Annotated in this window: 15 protein-coding genes; 8 read left to right on the top strand and 7 right to left on the bottom strand. The window is 67.6% G+C overall.

What is annotated here, in order from left to right; translation table 11 throughout:
* Window position 1 precedes the first annotated feature (1 nt).
* From AC3RCC_RS17275 to AC3RCC_RS17245, 7 genes are all read left to right on the top strand, one after another.
* On the top strand, window positions 2-1,429 hold the full coding sequence (locus AC3RCC_RS17275; protein WP_492256029.1) for an FAD-binding oxidoreductase: 1,428 nt from the start codon (window positions 2-4) through the stop codon (window positions 1,427-1,429).
* A 118-nt stretch (window positions 1,430-1,547) separates the two neighbouring features.
* Window positions 1,548-2,396, top strand: coding sequence for a transporter substrate-binding domain-containing protein (locus tag AC3RCC_RS17270; RefSeq protein WP_291637799.1), 849 nt, complete (start codon window positions 1,548-1,550; stop codon window positions 2,394-2,396).
* A gap of 97 nt (window positions 2,397-2,493) precedes the next feature.
* Window positions 2,494-3,156, top strand: coding sequence for an amino acid ABC transporter permease (locus AC3RCC_RS17265; protein WP_291637797.1), 663 nt, complete (start codon window positions 2,494-2,496; stop codon window positions 3,154-3,156).
* Window positions 3,157-3,163: 7 nt separating this feature from the next.
* Window positions 3,164-3,928 (top strand): amino acid ABC transporter ATP-binding protein, encoded by a 765-nt coding sequence (locus AC3RCC_RS17260; protein ID WP_291637795.1) that lies wholly within the window; start codon window positions 3,164-3,166, stop codon window positions 3,926-3,928.
* A gap of 17 nt (window positions 3,929-3,945) precedes the next feature.
* The gene (locus AC3RCC_RS17255; RefSeq protein WP_492256028.1) at window positions 3,946-5,214 is read left to right on the top strand and encodes an NAD(P)/FAD-dependent oxidoreductase; all 1,269 of its coding nucleotides are present in this window, start codon (window positions 3,946-3,948) and stop codon (window positions 5,212-5,214) included.
* Window positions 5,214-6,182 carry an ornithine cyclodeaminase family protein gene (locus AC3RCC_RS17250; RefSeq protein ID WP_492256027.1) on the top strand — a complete coding sequence of 323 codons (969 nt, stop codon included), beginning with the start codon at window positions 5,214-5,216 and terminating at the stop codon, window positions 6,180-6,182. Before AC3RCC_RS17255 ends, AC3RCC_RS17250 begins: the two co-directional genes overlap by 1 nt.
* Window positions 6,179-7,348 (top strand): alpha-hydroxy acid oxidase, encoded by a 1,170-nt coding sequence (locus AC3RCC_RS17245; protein ID WP_492256026.1) that lies wholly within the window; start codon window positions 6,179-6,181, stop codon window positions 7,346-7,348. The genes AC3RCC_RS17250 and AC3RCC_RS17245 overlap by 4 nt, the downstream gene beginning before the upstream one ends.
* Window positions 7,349-7,406: 58 nt before the next feature.
* Here the strand turns inward: AC3RCC_RS17245 and AC3RCC_RS17240 are convergent, their stop codons facing one another.
* The 5 genes from AC3RCC_RS17240 to AC3RCC_RS17220 form a co-directional block, all read right to left on the bottom strand.
* Window positions 7,407-8,174, bottom strand: coding sequence for an SGNH/GDSL hydrolase family protein (locus AC3RCC_RS17240; RefSeq protein WP_492256025.1), 768 nt, complete (start codon window positions 8,172-8,174; stop codon window positions 7,407-7,409).
* Window positions 8,171-8,683 carry a hypothetical protein gene (locus AC3RCC_RS17235; protein WP_492256024.1) on the bottom strand — a complete coding sequence of 171 codons (513 nt, stop codon included), beginning with the start codon at window positions 8,681-8,683 and terminating at the stop codon, window positions 8,171-8,173. Before AC3RCC_RS17235 ends, AC3RCC_RS17240 begins: the two co-directional genes overlap by 4 nt.
* Before the next feature lie 131 nt (window positions 8,684-8,814).
* Entirely contained in the window at window positions 8,815-10,128 is a 1,314-nt protein-coding gene (locus tag AC3RCC_RS17230) for an ATP-binding protein (protein ID WP_492256023.1), read from the bottom strand.
* Entirely contained in the window at window positions 10,125-10,874 is a 750-nt protein-coding gene (locus AC3RCC_RS17225; RefSeq protein WP_492256022.1) for a response regulator, read from the bottom strand. Before AC3RCC_RS17225 ends, AC3RCC_RS17230 begins: the two co-directional genes overlap by 4 nt.
* Before the next feature lie 181 nt (window positions 10,875-11,055).
* A complete protein-coding gene (locus AC3RCC_RS17220) occupies window positions 11,056-12,606 on the bottom strand; it encodes a phospholipase D family protein (protein ID WP_492256021.1) in 1,551 nt (516 codons plus the stop codon).
* A 169-nt stretch (window positions 12,607-12,775) separates the two neighbouring features.
* Here AC3RCC_RS17220 and AC3RCC_RS17215 point away from each other — a divergent pair, with 169 nt between their 5' ends.
* Window positions 12,776-13,606 (top strand): endonuclease/exonuclease/phosphatase family protein, encoded by an 831-nt coding sequence (locus tag AC3RCC_RS17215; RefSeq protein WP_291637777.1) that lies wholly within the window; start codon window positions 12,776-12,778, stop codon window positions 13,604-13,606.
* A 79-nt stretch (window positions 13,607-13,685) separates the two neighbouring features.
* On the opposite strand, the gene AC3RCC_RS17210 is transcribed toward AC3RCC_RS17215, so the two are convergent.
* Both AC3RCC_RS17210 and AC3RCC_RS17205 read right to left on the bottom strand, forming a co-directional pair.
* On the bottom strand, window positions 13,686-13,859 hold the full coding sequence (locus AC3RCC_RS17210) for a hypothetical protein (RefSeq protein ID WP_291637775.1): 174 nt from the start codon (window positions 13,857-13,859) through the stop codon (window positions 13,686-13,688).
* Window positions 13,860-14,140: 281 nt separating this feature from the next.
* A complete protein-coding gene (locus AC3RCC_RS17205; RefSeq protein WP_291637773.1) occupies window positions 14,141-15,136 on the bottom strand; it encodes a TRAP transporter substrate-binding protein in 996 nt (331 codons plus the stop codon).
* Window positions 15,137-15,197 lie beyond the last annotated feature (61 nt).

The following is a 15,197-nucleotide window of genomic DNA, read 5'->3' as shown; positions in this document are numbered from 1 at the left end:
CGTGCTCGATCGGCTGCGCGATATCGTTGGCGACAAGGGGCTCATCGCCGATCCCGGCGATATGGCCCCCTGGCTGACCGATTGGCGCGAGAGGCGCAAGGGCAGGGCGCTCTGCGTCGTCGCCCCGGCCTCTACGGCCGAGGTCGCAGCCGTGATGCGGCTCTGCGCCGAGGAGGGCCAGCCGGTCTTCCCGGTCGGCGGCAATACCGGGCTCTGTTTCGGCGCGGTGCCGGAGAGCGGCCACGCGGACAGGCTGGGCATCGTCCTGTCGCTGCGCCGGATGAACAAGATCCGCGCCATCGACCGCGCCGGCAATGTCGCGATCGTAGATGCCGGCGTCGTGCTCGGCGACCTGCATGCCGCTGCGGCGGAAGCGGGCCGTCAGTTCCCGCTCCATCTCGGCAGCGAGGGCAGCGCCCAGATCGGCGGGCTGATCTCGACCAATGCCGGTGGCACCGGCGTCGTCCGCTACGGGCCGATGCGCGATCTCGTCGCCGGGCTGGAGGTCGTCCTTGCCGATGGCCGCGTGCTCGACGATCTCGCGGCCCTGCGCAAGGACAATACCGGCTATATGCTGCGGCACCTGTTCATCGGTGCCGAAGGAACGCTCGGCATCATCACCGGCGCGGCGCTGCGGCTGCACCCGCAGAGCCCGAATACCGCCCATGCCTGGGTCTCGGTGGCCGATCCAGCCGCTGCGGTCGCTCTTCTCGCCGCCATGCAGGATCGGGCAGGCAGCGCGATCCAGGCCTTCGAACTGGTCTCTGCCTCGCAGTTCGAGCTTGTGGTTCGCCATGTCGAGCGCATCCGCATTCCCTTCGACGCCATTCCGGCCTGGTCGGTGCTGATCGAGCTCGGCAGCGAGGATGGCTCGACCGGCCTTAGCGCCATTCTCGAAGAAGTCCTCGGCGACTGCCTGGAAAAGGGCACGGTGGTCGATGCCGTCGTCGCCGCCTCGCAGCAGCAGGCCGACGAGTTCTGGCATGTCCGCCACTCGGTCTCCGAGGCCAACAAGAAGGAGGGCATCGGCGTCGTCCACGACGTCGCCGTGCGGACCTCCGACGTCGCAGGCTTCATCGCGGCCGCCGATGTGGTTGCCGCCGCGCGCTATCCGCAGGCTGTGACCCAGGTGGTCTGCCATCTTGGCGACGGCAATGTGCACTACATCCTGATGTTCCAGCGCGCCTTTTGGGCGAGCCTGCCGGACACGGAGGCCTTCGCGCTCGAAGTCGAGCAGGCGGTGCATGACGTGGCGGCGCGCTTCCGCGGCACCTTCAGCGCCGAGCACGGCGTCGGCCGCAAGCTGACCGAGGAACTCGAACGCCTCGCCGACCCGTTGCGCTACGAGCTGATGGGCAAGGTCAAGGCACTGTTCGACCCGCACAATCTGATGAATCCCGGCGTCCTCCTTCCGGCGAAGGCCGGGTGAGGGTGCCGCAAGCAAATCCGCCAGCGCTCCTGCCGGAGCGCGGGACGGCCTACCCGCCGACACAGGCGGGATCGCGCTCCAACGACCTTGGAGCACTATTCCAATCGGGAGAGACGACATGACGACACGCAGGGATCTCGCCGGGCTGCTCGGTGCCGGCGCCGTTGCCGCAACGGCGCTGACCCTGGCTTCGAAGGAAGCCAGCGCGCAGGCTGCCACCACCAACACCTTCGAGCGCATCCTCAGCTCCAAGAAGCTCCGGATGGGCGCCGTCGCCGCCGGCCAGCCCTGGACCTTCAAGGACCGGGCGACCGGCAAATGGGGTGGGCAGTTCATCGACATCGGCACGGCGCTCGCCGCCGACATGGATGTGCAGCTGGAGATCGTCGAGACCACCTGGGGCAATGCCGTCCTCGATATCCAGGCCGACAAGATCGACATCATGTTCGGCATGAACCTGACGCCGAAGCGCGCTCTGGTGGTCGACTACACCTCCACGGTCTATGACAGCGCGCTCGTCGTCATCGCCCGGCCCGGCTTCGAGCCGAAGATGTGGGCCGATCTCAACGACCCCAAGATCAAGATCTCGGTCGATGTCGGCTCGGCGCACGACCATGTCGCCGCCCGGCTCTGCCCGAAGGCGCAGATCGTGCGCTTCAAGTCGCTGGAGGAGGCGACCCTCGCGCTCCGCAGCGGTCGCGTCGACGCCCAGAGCATCTTCTGGATGGGTGGCGTGCGCGCCGTGAAGCGCGATCCGGGACTCGGCAAGGTCATCGTGCCGCAGCCGATGTTCGGCTCGACCTCGAACGCGATCGTGCGCCGCGAGACCGACAAGACCTGGCGCGATTTCGCCTCGGCCTGGATCACCTATTCGCGCGGCCTCGGCCTGATCCGCGAAGCGGTGGTCAACAGTCTCGCCCAGGTCGACCTGACGCTGGACGACATCCCGCCGGGCGTCACCTTCTGAGTGTGGGACAGGGTCTCCGGCCTAGCGCCGGGGACCCTTTTCCGGTTCCACCGGTTCCTGCGGCCTGGTCGCCGGGCAGGCTTGCGAGAGGAAAATCATGTATACGTGGCGTTTCGATGCCGTCTGGGGCTATCGCGATCTGTTCCTGACCGGAACCGCGGTCACCATCGGCCTGACCATCGCAGTCGTCATTCTCGGCCTGGTGGTCGGGCTCGTCGCCGGTCTCGCGCAATTGTCGCGTTCGCCGACGCTGCGCTGGCTGTCCTGGCTCTATATCGAGATGTTCCGGCTGACGCCGCTGCTCGTGTTGCTGCTCTGGTTCTATTACGCACTGCCGATGCTGACGGGCATCAAGATCGACGCGCTGACCGCGGCCGTCGTGACGCTCTCGCTCTATGGCGGCTCTTTCTATGCCGAGGTCATCCGGGGCGGCATCGTCTCGATCGAGGCCGGACAGAGCGAGGCGGGGCTCGCGCTCGGCATGACGCCCGGCAAGGTGATGCGCCGCATCGTCCTGCCGCAGGCGATCAAGCGGATGATCCCGCCGCTGATGAATCAGTCGATCATCCAGTTCAAGAACACCTCGCTGGTCTCGGTGCTGGCGGTGCCGGACCTGCTCTATCAGGGCCAGATCGTCGCGATGGAGACCTATCGCGCCCTCGAGGTCTACAGCGTGATCGCCGCGATCTATTTCGTCGTCCTGCTGCCGGCGACCGTGATCGTCAAGCGCGCCGAAAAGCGCCTGTCGCAGAGCAATTGAGGCAGAGATGACCACCAGCAAGATCGAAATCTCGGGCCTGCGCAAACAGTTCGGCGATCTCGTCGTCCTGCGTGACATCAACCTCAAGGTGGAAGCCGGCGCGGTCATCGCGCTGATCGGGCCCTCCGGCTCCGGCAAGTCCACCTTGCTGCGTTGCCTCAACCTGCTCGTCATCCCCGAAGGCGGGCGCATCCGCATCGGCGACGATGCCTTCGCCTTCGATGGCGGCGCCAAGCTGCCGGGCGTGCGCGAGCAGGCGCGCTTCCGCTCCAACACCGGCATGGTGTTCCAGCATTTCAACCTGTTTCCGCACATGACGGTGCTCCAGAACGTCATGGAGGGGCCGCTCTCGGTGAAGAACATGCCGAAGGCGGAGGCCGATGCGCTCGCCCGCCGGCTGCTCGACAAGGTCGGGCTCAGCGACAAGGTCGACGTCTTCCCGAACAAGCTCTCCGGCGGCCAGAAGCAGCGCGTCGCCATTGCCCGCGCGCTGGCGATGGAGCCTTCGGTGATGCTCTTCGACGAGGCGACCTCGGCGCTCGACCCCGAACTCGTCGGCGAGGTTCTCGGTGTCATGCGGGCTCTCGCAGCCGAGGGCATGACCATGATCATCGTCACCCATGAGATCGGCTTCGCCCGCGAGGTCGCCGACCGCCTCGTCTTCATGCGTGACGGCGTGATCGTCGAGGAAGGGCCGGCACGCGAGGTCATCGACAGCCCGAAGGAGGAGGCGACCCGCGCCTTCCTCAGCCATTTCCACAATCGCGGCTGAACCCTGAAAGCAGGACGATGACGGCTTCTTCCGGCTCGCATGTCGCCGTCATCGGGGGCGGCATCGTCGGCCTCGCCGCGGCTTTGGAGATCCAGAGCTCCGGCCATCGGGTGACCCTGATCGAGCCCGAGGAGCCGGGCGGCCGGCAGGCGGCCTCCTATGGCAATGGCTGCTGGCTCAACCCCGGCGCGATCATGCCGATCTCGCTGCCCGGCCTTTGGCGCAAGGTGCCGGGTTTCCTGCTCGATTCGACCGGTCCCTTCGTCATCCGTTGGCGCGACCTGCCACGGCTGGCCGGCTGGCTGCGCGATTTCGTGCTCGCCGGCCGCAACTGGGATCTGGTCGAGGCCTGCGCCCGCACCCGTTTCGAACTCTGCCGGACTGCCGTCGACGAGCACGCCGCGCTCGCCGCGGAGGCCGGCGTTCCCGAGCTGATCCGGCGCGAAGGCGTCATGTATGTCTATCTCGACCGCTCGGAATTCCTGGCCGAGGAGCGCGTCTGGCGGCTGCGGCGCGAATTCGGCGTCGCCTTCAGCGAGGTCGGGGAGGAGGAGCTGCGGCTCGTCCAGCCCGAGCTCGCACCACGCTATCGTTTTGGTGCCCGGCTCGATGGCGGCGCCTATGTCGTCGACCCCGGCGCCTATTGCCGCGCCCTGGAGGCGTTGCTCCTGCGCCGCGGCGGTACGCGCATCTCCGCCCGGGCCACGGGTTTCGATTTCGCTGTCGGCCGGCTGCAGGCGGTGCGGACCGAAACCGGCCCGGTCGCCTGCGACAAGGCCGTCATCGCCGCCGGCATCGGCTCGGGCGAGCTGGCGCGGCAGGCGGGCGACCGCGTACCGCTGATCTCGGAGCGCGGCTATCACGTCGTCCTGCCTGAGCCGGGTTTCGACATCCCTTGCGGCCTGATGCCCTCCGACGGGCTGATGGCGGTGGTCGCGACCTCCAAAGGGCTCCGGCTCGCCGGCCAGGTCGAGCTCGCCGCGATCTCGGCGCCGCCGGATTGGCGCCGCACCGAGATCCTGCTCGGCTTCGCCCGCAAGATGTTTCCGCAATTGGAGATCGACGAGAGCCGGCTCGACCGCTGGATGGGGCATCGCCCGTCGACGCCCGATGGCCTGCCCTGTATCGGGGTCTCCTCCGGCAGTGCCGACATCTTCCATTGCTTCGGACATGCCCATACGGGATTGATCCAGGCGCCGACCTCGGCCCGCCTGCTCGCGGCGCTGCTCGACGGCCGCGCGCCTCCCTTCGACCCGGTGCCGTTCTCGGCAGGAAGGTTTCGCTGATGAGCGACGGTCTGCTCTATCTTTCGCGCCGCGAGGTTCGTGCACTCGGCATCTCGCCCGGCGAGGTTCGCGAATCCGTGCTCCAGGCCTTCCGCGACCATGCCGCCGGGCTGAACCGCAGTCTGCCGAAGAAATCACTCGATCTCGGCCCGGGCCATGGTTTCCAGGCGATGTCGGCGGCTTCCGAGCCGGAAGCGATCGCGACCGTCAAATGGGTGGCGATGGCGCCGGTGGCGCCGGGCAGCACGGCACCCGGCATCAGCGCCCTGATCTGCGTCAGCGACTATGCGACCGGCCTGCCCCTTGCTGTACTGGACGGCGACGAGATCACCCTGATCCGCACCGCCGCGATGTCGGCCGCCGCGGCGTCCTATCTCGCCCCGGCCGAGCCGCTAACCATCGGTTTCGTCGGCTGCGGCCTGCAGGCCCATGCCCATCTCGACGCCTTCCGCGATCTCTATCCCGGCCTCAAGACGGTGCTGGCGCTGAGCCGCAGCCGCGCCTCGGCCGAGCGTCTGGCCGAAGCCGCGGCGGGGCGCGGGCTTGCGACCGAGATTCTCGCCGATGCGGACGAACTGCTCGGCCGTTCCGACATCGTCATCTCGATGGTTCCGGGCGCTCCCGGCCTGAAGCCCTTCCTCGATGCCGGACGCATGCCGGCCTCGTCCTTCGCTTCGGCGGTCGATATCGGCCGCAGCTGGCGCCCGCAGACACTGCCCGCCTTCGACTTCCTGGCGACCGATAGCCTCGCCCAGTCGACCGCGCCCTATGACGTCAATTCCCAGCCGGTCGAGACTGTCCGCTTCCAGGACGACCTGATCCAGATCGCGGCGCGCGGTGCCGGGCCGGCCGGGCAGGGGCGCCGGATGTTCTGCTTCCGCGGCTTCGCTCTGGCCGATCTCGCTCTGGCCGGACTGGTCGTCCGCAAGGCGCGCGCGGCCGGCGCTGGAACGAGACTGGAACGATGATCCTGACCGGCCTGGACGCCATCCTCAATGTCGAGGATGCGCGGCGCGCGGCCCGCCGGCGCCTGCCGCGTGGGCTGTTCGAATATGTCGACCGTGGCGCCGAGGACGAGAACTCGATCGGCGGCAACCGGCGCGATCTCGATGCGGTGAAGCTCGCGCCGTCCGTGCTTGTCGATATCTCGCAGCGCACGCAGGAGACTGAGGTGCTCGGCCGCAAACAGCCGAGCCCGCTGGTCATTGCGCCGACGGCCGTTGCCGGCCTGGTCTGGCGCGACGGCGAGATCGCCCTGGCGCGGGCGGCGGCCGCGGCCGGCATCCCGTTCTGCGTCTCGACCCAGTCGATCACCTCGATCGAACGCATCGCCGCCGAATCCGGGGCCGAACTCTGGTTCCAGCTCTATGTCTGGAAGAACCGCGAGCGCACTTTGGCGCTGCTCGACCGGGCCTGGGCGGCGGGTGCGCGCACTCTGGTGCTGACAGTCGACACCGCGGTCGGCCCCAATCGCGAATACAATCTGCGCAACGGCTTCGGCATTCCGCTCAAGCCCTCGCTGCGGGCCGGGATCGACCTCGCGCTGCATCCGCGCTGGACCTGCGAGGTTCTGTTGCGCTCGCTCATCGCGTCGGGCGTGCCGACCTATGCGCATTATCCGGACGAGTTCCGGACCCAGCTCGGCCGCGTCTCGCTCTCTGACGAGATGTCGCTTGCGACCGATGTGACCTGGGAGGATGTCGCGCTGCTGCGGAAGCGGTGGCAGGGCAAGCTCGTGCTCAAGGGCGTGCTGCGCGTCGACGATGCCCGCAAGGCGGCCGAGCACGGCGCCGATGCAATCGTCGTCTCGAACCATGGGGCCCGCAATCTCGACTGCGCGCCGGGGCCGGTCGAGGTGCTGCCCGCCATCGTCGATGCGGTCAGCGATCGGCTCGCCATCCTGGCCGATAGCGGCGTCCGGCGCGGCGCCGACATCGCCCGTTTCCTGGCGCTCGGCGCGTCGGGCGTGCTGATCGGACGGGCGACGCTCTATGGCGTCGCGATCGCGGGCGAGGCCGGGGCGAGCCGGGTGCTCGACCTGCTGCGCAACGAGCTTTCCATCACCATGGGCATGCTCGGCGCGCAAACTTTGGCCGATTTGCCGGGCTGTCTTGCCTCGCTGAGCTGTAAGTAAGGTGGCGCGACCAAAGGTTTGAGCCGGCGCTGCGGTCATGAGCCCACAGGCGCGCGGCTCACTCAGCGGCGGGAAGGCCGAGGCTCCGGCAGAGTTCCGGTTCGCCGGCCCGGACGAAACTGGCGTAGTCACGCAGATGGATGCCGTCGCTGAAGGCGGAGTGCGGTTCCACGGCGCTTTCCGCACCGGCGAAGATATCCGCATAGACGCAGCGCCGCGGTTCGCATGACGAGGCCAGGAAGGATGAATAGCGGGTCGCCGCCGAGCGCGGAAACAGGGCTTCTTCCTTGCTGGCGACCGGAGGAATGGCGATCAGGGCGCGATGGTCGCTCCATGCGGCGCTCAGGCGCTGTTTGAGGGTTTCGAGGCCCGCCCTGAAGCTGCTTTCGCCTTTCGTCGTTTCCGGGTCGCGCTTCACCCAGATGTCGTTGGTTCCGACCGATAAAAGGACGGCTTCCGCCTTGCGCGGCGGGGTGATCTTCCGGGCGAGATCGAGGACGTCGCCGAGAACTGCGCCCGACAGGCCGGCATTCACGACCGGCAGACCACAGAAGCTGGTCAGGAACAGTCGCTCGGCATGGGAGTCGCCCATGACCACGATATAGGGGCCGCGGACCTGGTCGAGCTGGGTCTGGATGGTCTTCAGGCGAACCTGCCGGAAACCATCGAAAGGGCGCGGCGCGTCGGCGCTGGCGAGCCAGCCATGGCCGGCCCAGCCGATCGTGACGGCGAGCAGCAGGAGGGCGACCAATAGCGTCAGCGCAGCCAGCTTCAGCACGCGGCGCGGCGATGCCGGCCGGCTGGCAAACAGGACCGGCAGGGTCATAGCGGGTTGACCCGGGCAGCGAGCGAGCCAACCAGGGCGATCATCTGCGAGGTCACGGAAGGGCGCTTTTCCCGTGCCGTCGCGACCTCGGCTGCGCCCTGCGGGAGGACCAGAGAGGCTGGCCGCTTGGGCGGCAGCGTGGCGAGGATCATGCGAGCCTTCTGCGGTCGGGCCGATGCAGTGGCCGTGGCCGGGGCCGGCTTGCTGACGGCAGCTGTCGCAAGGGCGGAAACGTCCGTCGCCGTGTCGGATACAAGGAGCATGGCTCCGGCGGGGCTTATCGCCCGGGCCCAGTCCGATCGAACGAATTGCGGGGCGAACGGCGGTGTCGTGGGAGCGCCGCTCGGCAGGCGATCGATGATCTTGCCGGTTGGGCTGTGCTGTGCCGCAACGAGGTGAGGTTCCGGTGCTGTCGGTGCTTCCGCCTTGGGTGTGCCGAGCAACACGGCTCCGATGATCGGGGCGGCCAGTGCGGTCAGCCAGCGATGTTTGTGCGCGATCGTGAACATGTCTGTCCCATTTGGTTCGGGGGGACAGTCGCGGGGTGGTCGGGCGAAATGCCGGCGCGAATGTTGCTGAATGTTTCGCGCATGTTGAAAGTTGTAAGGGCTCAGGCGCTCGCGGCCGGGGGCAGCGTTGCCTACCGCGGCAGGCTGATCCGGGCGATGAGGCCGTGCGGCAGGTTGCCATGCAGTGTCAGGCTACCGCCATGGGCGGCCGCGATGGAGTGGGCGATCGCAAGGCCCAGCCCGAACCCCTCGGAGTCGATCCGCCCGCGCGCCGCGTCGCCGCGCATGAACGGTTCGAGCAGGCGCGGCCGATCCCCTTCCGGAATGCCGGGGCCGTCATCGGTCACCTCGATCAGCAGGGCTTCTGCCGCCTCGCGCAGCCGGATTCTGGTTTGCGTTCCATAGCGCACGGCGTTCCCGACCAGATTGGTCACGGCGCGCTCGATCTGCTGCGTGTCCCCCGTCGCGACGACCCGGCGTGGGCCGTCATAGCCGACCCTGTGCCCGATATCGGCGAACTCGTCGGCGATCGTCTGGAGCAGGCTCGACAGGTCGAAGGCGACACGCTTCTCGGGACGATTGGCATCGCGGAGATAGGACAGCGCGCCCTGGACCATCGTATCCATATGTTCGAGATCGCGGGTGAACTGGCCGCGCAGGACGTCGTCCTCGATGAACTCGACCCGCAGCCGCATGCGTGTGATCGGCGTCCGCAGATCGTGGCTGACCGCTGCCAGCATGCGCGTGCGGTCGGCGAACAGCGCGTGGATCCGGTCTCTCAGCCGGTTCAGGGCGCGTGCCGCAGTCCGGACCTCGACCGGTCCTTCCTCCCGTAGCGGCGAGGGGTCGCGATCGATCGAGAATTCCTCCGCAGCCGAGGCAAAACGCGCCAGCGGCGCCGTGATGCCGCGCGACGCCCAGAGGGTGAGGGCGCCGACATTCAGGCCGACAAGCGCGATGGTGGCGAGCACCAGGACCGAAAGCGGGCGCGGCGGTGGCTCCATGACGCCGGCCGCGATCGTGACCTCCAGCCCTGCTCCATCCGGCAGACCGAAAGCGAACTGCCCCGGCGGCCCGCGCCCATCCGGTTCTGTTGACGTCGCAACCTGAAATCTGTCGCCCAGGCGCTGGGCGATTCCGCCGCGTTCTGGATGGAGGGCGCCAGCCGGCGAACGCCCGGTGAAGCTATCGACCAGCCTGAAGGCGAAGCGCCTATCCGCGCCGTTTGCGGCTTCGACGACGCTTTGGCGCTGCTCCGCCGGGGTCTGTGCCACGAGCCTGACGATTGCCGCGATGGTCTCGAAGGCTGGCGGCCCCGGCCAGTTGCGCGGGGCTTGCAGGTACAGCGCGACGGCGAGGATCAGGTAGAGCACGGCGATGACGCCGGCCACCAGGAGCGCGACCTGGCTTCCGATGCGGGCCGGCAGGCGCAGCAGCCGGCTCATCGCCGTTCGACGGTCGGTGTGAACAGATAGCCGCCCGAGCGGATGGTCTTGATCAGTTCCGGCTCGCGCGGATCGTGCTCGATCTTCTGGCGCAGGCGGCTGATCAGGATATCGATGCTGCGCTCGAAGGGCGTGGCGGAGCGTCCCTGCGTGAGGTCGAGCAGGATGTCGCGCGAGAGCACCCGGCCCGGCCGCTCGCAGAAGGCGCGGAGCAGGTCGAACTCCGCGCCGGTCACTGCGACGCGGACATTGTCGGGATTGCTGAGCTCGCGCTTCGTCGCGTTCAATGTCCAGCCATTGAAGGCGAAGGCCCCGGGAGCGGCGTCGGGATCGGGCTGCGCACCCTGTTGACGGCGCATCACCGCCCGGATGCGGGCCAGCAGCTCGCGTGGATTGAATGGCTTGCCGAGATAGTCGTCGGCTCCCATTTCGAGGCCGATGATCCGATCGACATCCTCGCTGCGGGCCGTCAGCATGATGATCGGGATCGCAGTGGTCATCCGGAGCCGGCGGCAGATCGACAGCCCGTCCTCGCCGGGCAGGTTGAGATCGAGCACGACCAGGTCGAAGCGATGCTCCCGGAAGGCGCGGTCCATCTCGCGGCCGTCGCGCGCGATCGTGCTGCGCATGCCGTTCTGGGACAGATAGCGCGCGACGAGCGCGCTGATCTCGCGGTCGTCCTCGACGATCAGGATTTGCGCCGCTGTGCTCACGTCGGTAGCCGATGCCTCAAATGCCCCAACCATATCGGGCTCGCTGCTCTTGTGCAGCCGCTGGATAGGCGCTGATTGTTTCTGCCGTGCCGCGTGCATGTTGCCGGATCATGTCTGTTTGTTTCCATCGGAAACATCTCGCCGGCGGCTGTTGACGTCGCGGCCACCCTGATCGGAAAGATAACAGCTCGGGCGTGCCGGCAGGGCTTGTGGCTCAGAGCTGCGACTCAATCGGCAGCAGGCCGACAGCTGTCGCCATCAGCCGCTTTCCAAAGCTCGCTCCCGGTTCGGAGCGCAGTTTGCGCGCCCCGGCCGCGGCGGGGTCGTTCCAGACGAGACGGCCGCCTTCGAGCGCGACCTGGTAGCTGCATTCCGGCGCTGTCTGCGCCAGGAATATGGTCCGCATCTGCGCAACCAGCCGTGGATCCTTGAAGATCACGCCCATTTCGGTGTTGAGCGAAGCCGAGCGCGGGTCGAAATTGAACGAGCCGACGAAGCCGGTCGCGTCATCGACCGTGAACGCCTTGGTGTGCAGGCTCGCGCCGCGCGAGCCGAACAGCGAAGGACCGTCGCGGATGATCTCGGGCCGCAGCTCGTACAGGGCGACGCCGCTTTCGAGCAGCGGCTTGCGATATTTGGCATAGGCGCCGTGGACGGCGACGACATCGGTCGCCGCGAGGGAATTCGTGAGCACGGAGACCTTGATCCCACGCCGGGCCATGGCCGCGAAGGCGGCGGTCCCTTTCCTGCCCGGAATGAAATAGGGCGAGGTGATGTTGAGCTCGTGCCGAGCGGTGGAGAGAGAGGCGAGCAGGTGCTCCGCCAGCCAGCCGGTGCTGCGTGGGTCCCAGGCTTTCGCCGGGGGGTCGGAGACGACCTCCACATCGGCGCTCCAAAGCAGGGAGCGGCCCGCCTCGGGCAGCACGTTCGCCTCCTTCCGCTCGGCGAGATTGGTCAGGAATGGCGCGGCGTTAAGCAGGCGCCGCGCTGGCCGCCTGGCCTGGCTCGCGAGCTTGCGGCGCAGCTTCGAGCGGCTCAGCGAGCAGAGCGGGATCACCATCGGGCTGTTCCAGAAATCGTCGAAGATCCGCTCGGTCTGCGGCACCGCCTCGCCGACCAAAAGCATGTCGAGATCGTGGAAGTTGGCGGTGCGGGAAGCGTCGAAATAGGCATCACCGATATTACGCCCGCCGATGATGGCGATCCGGCCATCGGCGATCCAGGCCTTGTTGTGCATCCGCCGCGTCGCCCTGAAGGCGCGCAGCGCCAGCTCGATGCCGCGCCGCAGGGAATTGGAGCGGTTGCGGCTCGGATTGAACAGCCGGACTTCGATATTGGGGTGGCGGTCGAGCCCGAGATAGCTCGCATCGTCACCGCGCGTGTTGATGTCGTCGATCAGCAGGCGTACCCGCACGCCGCGGTCGGCGGCGGCGATGACCTCGCGGGCGAGCAGGCCGCCGGTCAGGTCGTCGAGCCAGTAGTAATATTGCAGGTCGAGGCTGCGACCGGCATTGCGCGCAGCGAAGGCGCGCACCGCGAAAGCCTGGAGGTTGTCGGCGACCAGGAGAAGGCCGCTTCTGCCGGGATGTTGGCGCAGCAGCGGCGCCACGGCGCGGTCGAGCGCGGTTTCCGCCTCTTCGACGGGCAGGGCCCGGGTCGGCCGGCCGCGGGCACGCCTGCCGAAGCGGCCATAGGAATAGATCGCGAGCAGCGAGCACAGGGCGAAGCAGACGACCCCGATCAGTGCGATCTCGAAAATGTGCATTCCCGCCTGCCGCTTTGCCTCTTCCATCATAACGAGCTATCGCCGATGTCGTTCAATCTTTCACGGGGCGACCGAACCTTTGCCATGTTTGACGCATTGATCTCCTGCCGCCCTGCTGCGATTCCGGCACGGCAGTTGCTTGCCGCCCGCTATGGAGATCGATGACGTCATGCAGGATACGGAGTTTCGCGGCCTGGCCCGGATCCGCCGGCTGCGCCCCGTGCGGATTTCGACCTGGAGCCGCGATCGCACCGGCAAGTCGCCTTCGGGCAAGCCGCCGCGCAGCACCGATCTCCTGATCGCGTCCTACAACATCCACAAGGCGGTGGGCCGCGACCGGCGCTTCGATCCGGCGCGCATCGTCGACGTGATCGACGAGATCGGCGCCGACATCATCGCGCTGCAGGAGGCCGACCAGCGCTTCGGCGAGCGCGCTGGCCTGCTCGACCTCGAGGCGTTGAAGCGGCGCACGGGCCTGATCGCGGCGCCCGTGCAGGGGCGCGGCCATGGCTGGCACGGCAATGTCGTGCTGTTCCGCCCCGGCATCGTCACGGCGACGCGCGAGATCGTGCTGCCCGGCGTCGAGCCGCGCGGCGCGCTGATCGTCGACCTTTCGCTGCCGCGAGGCGACGTCCGCATTATCGGCGCCCATCTCGGCTTGCTGCGCCATTCGCGCTCGCGCCAGATCGAGACGCTGATCGGTGCCGCCAAGCCGACCGATGGGCGTCCGGTGTTCCTGATGGGCGATTTCAACGAGTGGCGGGTCGGGCGGCGCTCGGCCCTGCAGGGGCTCGCCCCGAAATTCGGTCCGCTCCAGGCCGCCATCCCGAGCTTCCCGGCGCGCTTTCCGTTGCTGGCGCTCGATCGTATCGTCGCCTATCCGGCCGATCTGGTGGCCAGTGTCGAGCTGCACGACTCACCGCTGGCGCGGATCGCTTCCGATCATCTGCCGATCAAGGCCCAGGTACATTTGCTGTCGGAGGATCGCTCGCCGCATTGAAGCGAAGGCGGTGGCACGCCAGCGCCGTTCAGGACGGTCGCTGGATCGCCGCGCATCCGTTCGGACGGGTCACGGGAATCTATCTTTTTATTATCGCATCGGAGTTTTCCGAAAAGTGGATTCCACTTCTCGGTCCGGTGCTATAGCGCCCGCGCAACTGCTCGATCTCGTCGCCATCCGCGCCCCGCGTCCAGCGCAGGAAGGCCGACAGGCGGAGCAGGCCTCGCTTCGTCAGGTACAGTACGGCGTACATCGCGGGTCTCCAGGCGGCGACAGGTCCAGGATAGCATCGCGGTGTTCTCTGCGTTGTTGACGCAGCGCAAAATCGCTCCGGGCAATCCCCGCGAACACCTGGCCCGAAGCCGAGGCGCCTCCCGATCATTCGCGCTCGGCCCTTGCGGGTCAATGAAGCCGGTTTCCAAAGATCGGCGCGAGGCTGGAAGAACGCTCTCCCGAGAGGCAGGGCTCAGGAAGAGAGTTCTGGCCGCGCCCCTGGGATGGGGCGCGGCGGCAATACTAGCTGGCGGGCTCGCTTCAGACGGCCGCCTTCTTGATCGCGTCGAGCGTCTCGCTGCCGTATTTACCGACGAACTCCTTCTCGACCTCGGCGGTGACGATCTTGGCGAAGGAGTCGCGATCCGGCGTCTCGACCGCCTGCATGCCGGCCTTCTTGAGGGCTGCGAGGCTCGAACCCTCGGTGTCCTCGTTCATCTGGCGCTGAATGGCGGCGATCTCGACCGCGATCGCGGGCAGCATCGCCTGGATATCGGCCGGCATCGCGTCGAACTTCGTCTTGTTCATTACGACGGGGCCGGTGGTGAAGGCGTGCCGGGTCAGCGAGAGATGCTTCTGCACTTCGTTGAACTTCGCGTTCAGGATCAGCGTCACCGGGTTCTCCTGGCCGTCGACGGCGCCGGTCTCGAGCGCCGTGAACAGCTCGGTGAAGGCCATCGGCGTCGGCACTGCGCCGAGCAGCTGGAAGGCCTTGATATGGGCCGGGTTCGGCGTGGTGCGGATCTTCAGCCCCTTGATGTCGGCGGCTGTCGCGACCGGGCGGCGGTTGTTGGTCAGGTTGCGCCAGCCGATCTCCCAGGTCGCGAGCGCCTTGAGGTTCGAGCCCTCGAGCTCCTTGCGCAGACCGTCGCCGATCGGGCCGTCCATCACGATCGCCGCATGCTTGCGGCTCTGGAAAAGGAAGGGCAGGTCGAGCACGTTGAGTTTGGGCGCGAGCCCGGTGAAGAACGGGTTGCCGGTCAGGCAGATGTCGAGCGAGCCGCCGCGCACCGCGCTGATCGTCTGCGCGTCGGAGCCGAGCGCGCCATTGGCGAAGACCTGGACCTCGTAGCGGCCCTGGCTCTTGGCCTTGACCTGCTCGGCGAAGAGCAGGGCGGCCTTGTGCCAGCTATCGGCCTCCGGATGCGGGTGGGCGAAGCGCAGCTTCGTGGTCTGCGCCAGGGCCGGGCGGCCGATAGCGAAGAGTGCGAGGCCGGCGCCGGCGCCGGCAAGGGCGGTCCTGCGGGTGATGGTCATGATGGCGTCCTCCTTGTTTGGTCTTGTGGCGTCTGGTCTCGTGGTCAGGCGGGGCGGGCGC

Source organism: Allobosea sp. GW823-FHT01F03, from assembly GCF_058798075.1.
This window is presented reverse-complemented; position numbering and strand designations above follow the sequence as displayed.

Bases quoted from the DNA above. Each gene is read 5' to 3' on its own strand.
- AC3RCC_RS17270 (WP_291637799.1), top strand. From the start codon at position 1,548: ATGACGACACGCAGGGATCTCGCCGGGCTGCTCGGTGCCGGCGCCGTT.
- AC3RCC_RS17265 (WP_291637797.1), top strand. From the start codon at position 2,494: ATGTATACGTGGCGTTTCGATGCCGTCTGGGGCTATCGCGATCTGTTC.
- AC3RCC_RS17260 (WP_291637795.1), top strand. From the start codon at position 3,164: ATGACCACCAGCAAGATCGAAATCTCGGGCCTGCGCAAACAGTTCGGC.
- AC3RCC_RS17255 (WP_492256028.1), top strand. From the start codon at position 3,946: ATGACGGCTTCTTCCGGCTCGCATGTCGCCGTCATCGGGGGCGGCATC.
- AC3RCC_RS17250 (WP_492256027.1), top strand. From the start codon at position 5,214: ATGAGCGACGGTCTGCTCTATCTTTCGCGCCGCGAGGTTCGTGCACTC.
- AC3RCC_RS17245 (WP_492256026.1), top strand. From the start codon at position 6,179: ATGATCCTGACCGGCCTGGACGCCATCCTCAATGTCGAGGATGCGCGG.
- AC3RCC_RS17240 (WP_492256025.1), bottom strand. From the start codon at position 8,174: ATGACCCTGCCGGTCCTGTTTGCCAGCCGGCCGGCATCGCCGCGCCGC.
- AC3RCC_RS17235 (WP_492256024.1), bottom strand. From the start codon at position 8,683: ATGTTCACGATCGCGCACAAACATCGCTGGCTGACCGCACTGGCCGCC.
- AC3RCC_RS17230 (WP_492256023.1), bottom strand. From the start codon at position 10,128: ATGAGCCGGCTGCTGCGCCTGCCGGCCCGCATCGGAAGCCAGGTCGCG.
- AC3RCC_RS17225 (WP_492256022.1), bottom strand. From the start codon at position 10,874: ATGGTTGGGGCATTTGAGGCATCGGCTACCGACGTGAGCACAGCGGCG.
- AC3RCC_RS17220 (WP_492256021.1), bottom strand. From the start codon at position 12,606: ATGCACATTTTCGAGATCGCACTGATCGGGGTCGTCTGCTTCGCCCTG.
- AC3RCC_RS17215 (WP_291637777.1), top strand. From the start codon at position 12,776: ATGCAGGATACGGAGTTTCGCGGCCTGGCCCGGATCCGCCGGCTGCGC.
- AC3RCC_RS17210 (WP_291637775.1), bottom strand. From the start codon at position 13,859: ATGTACGCCGTACTGTACCTGACGAAGCGAGGCCTGCTCCGCCTGTCG.
- AC3RCC_RS17205 (WP_291637773.1), bottom strand. From the start codon at position 15,136: ATGACCATCACCCGCAGGACCGCCCTTGCCGGCGCCGGCGCCGGCCTC.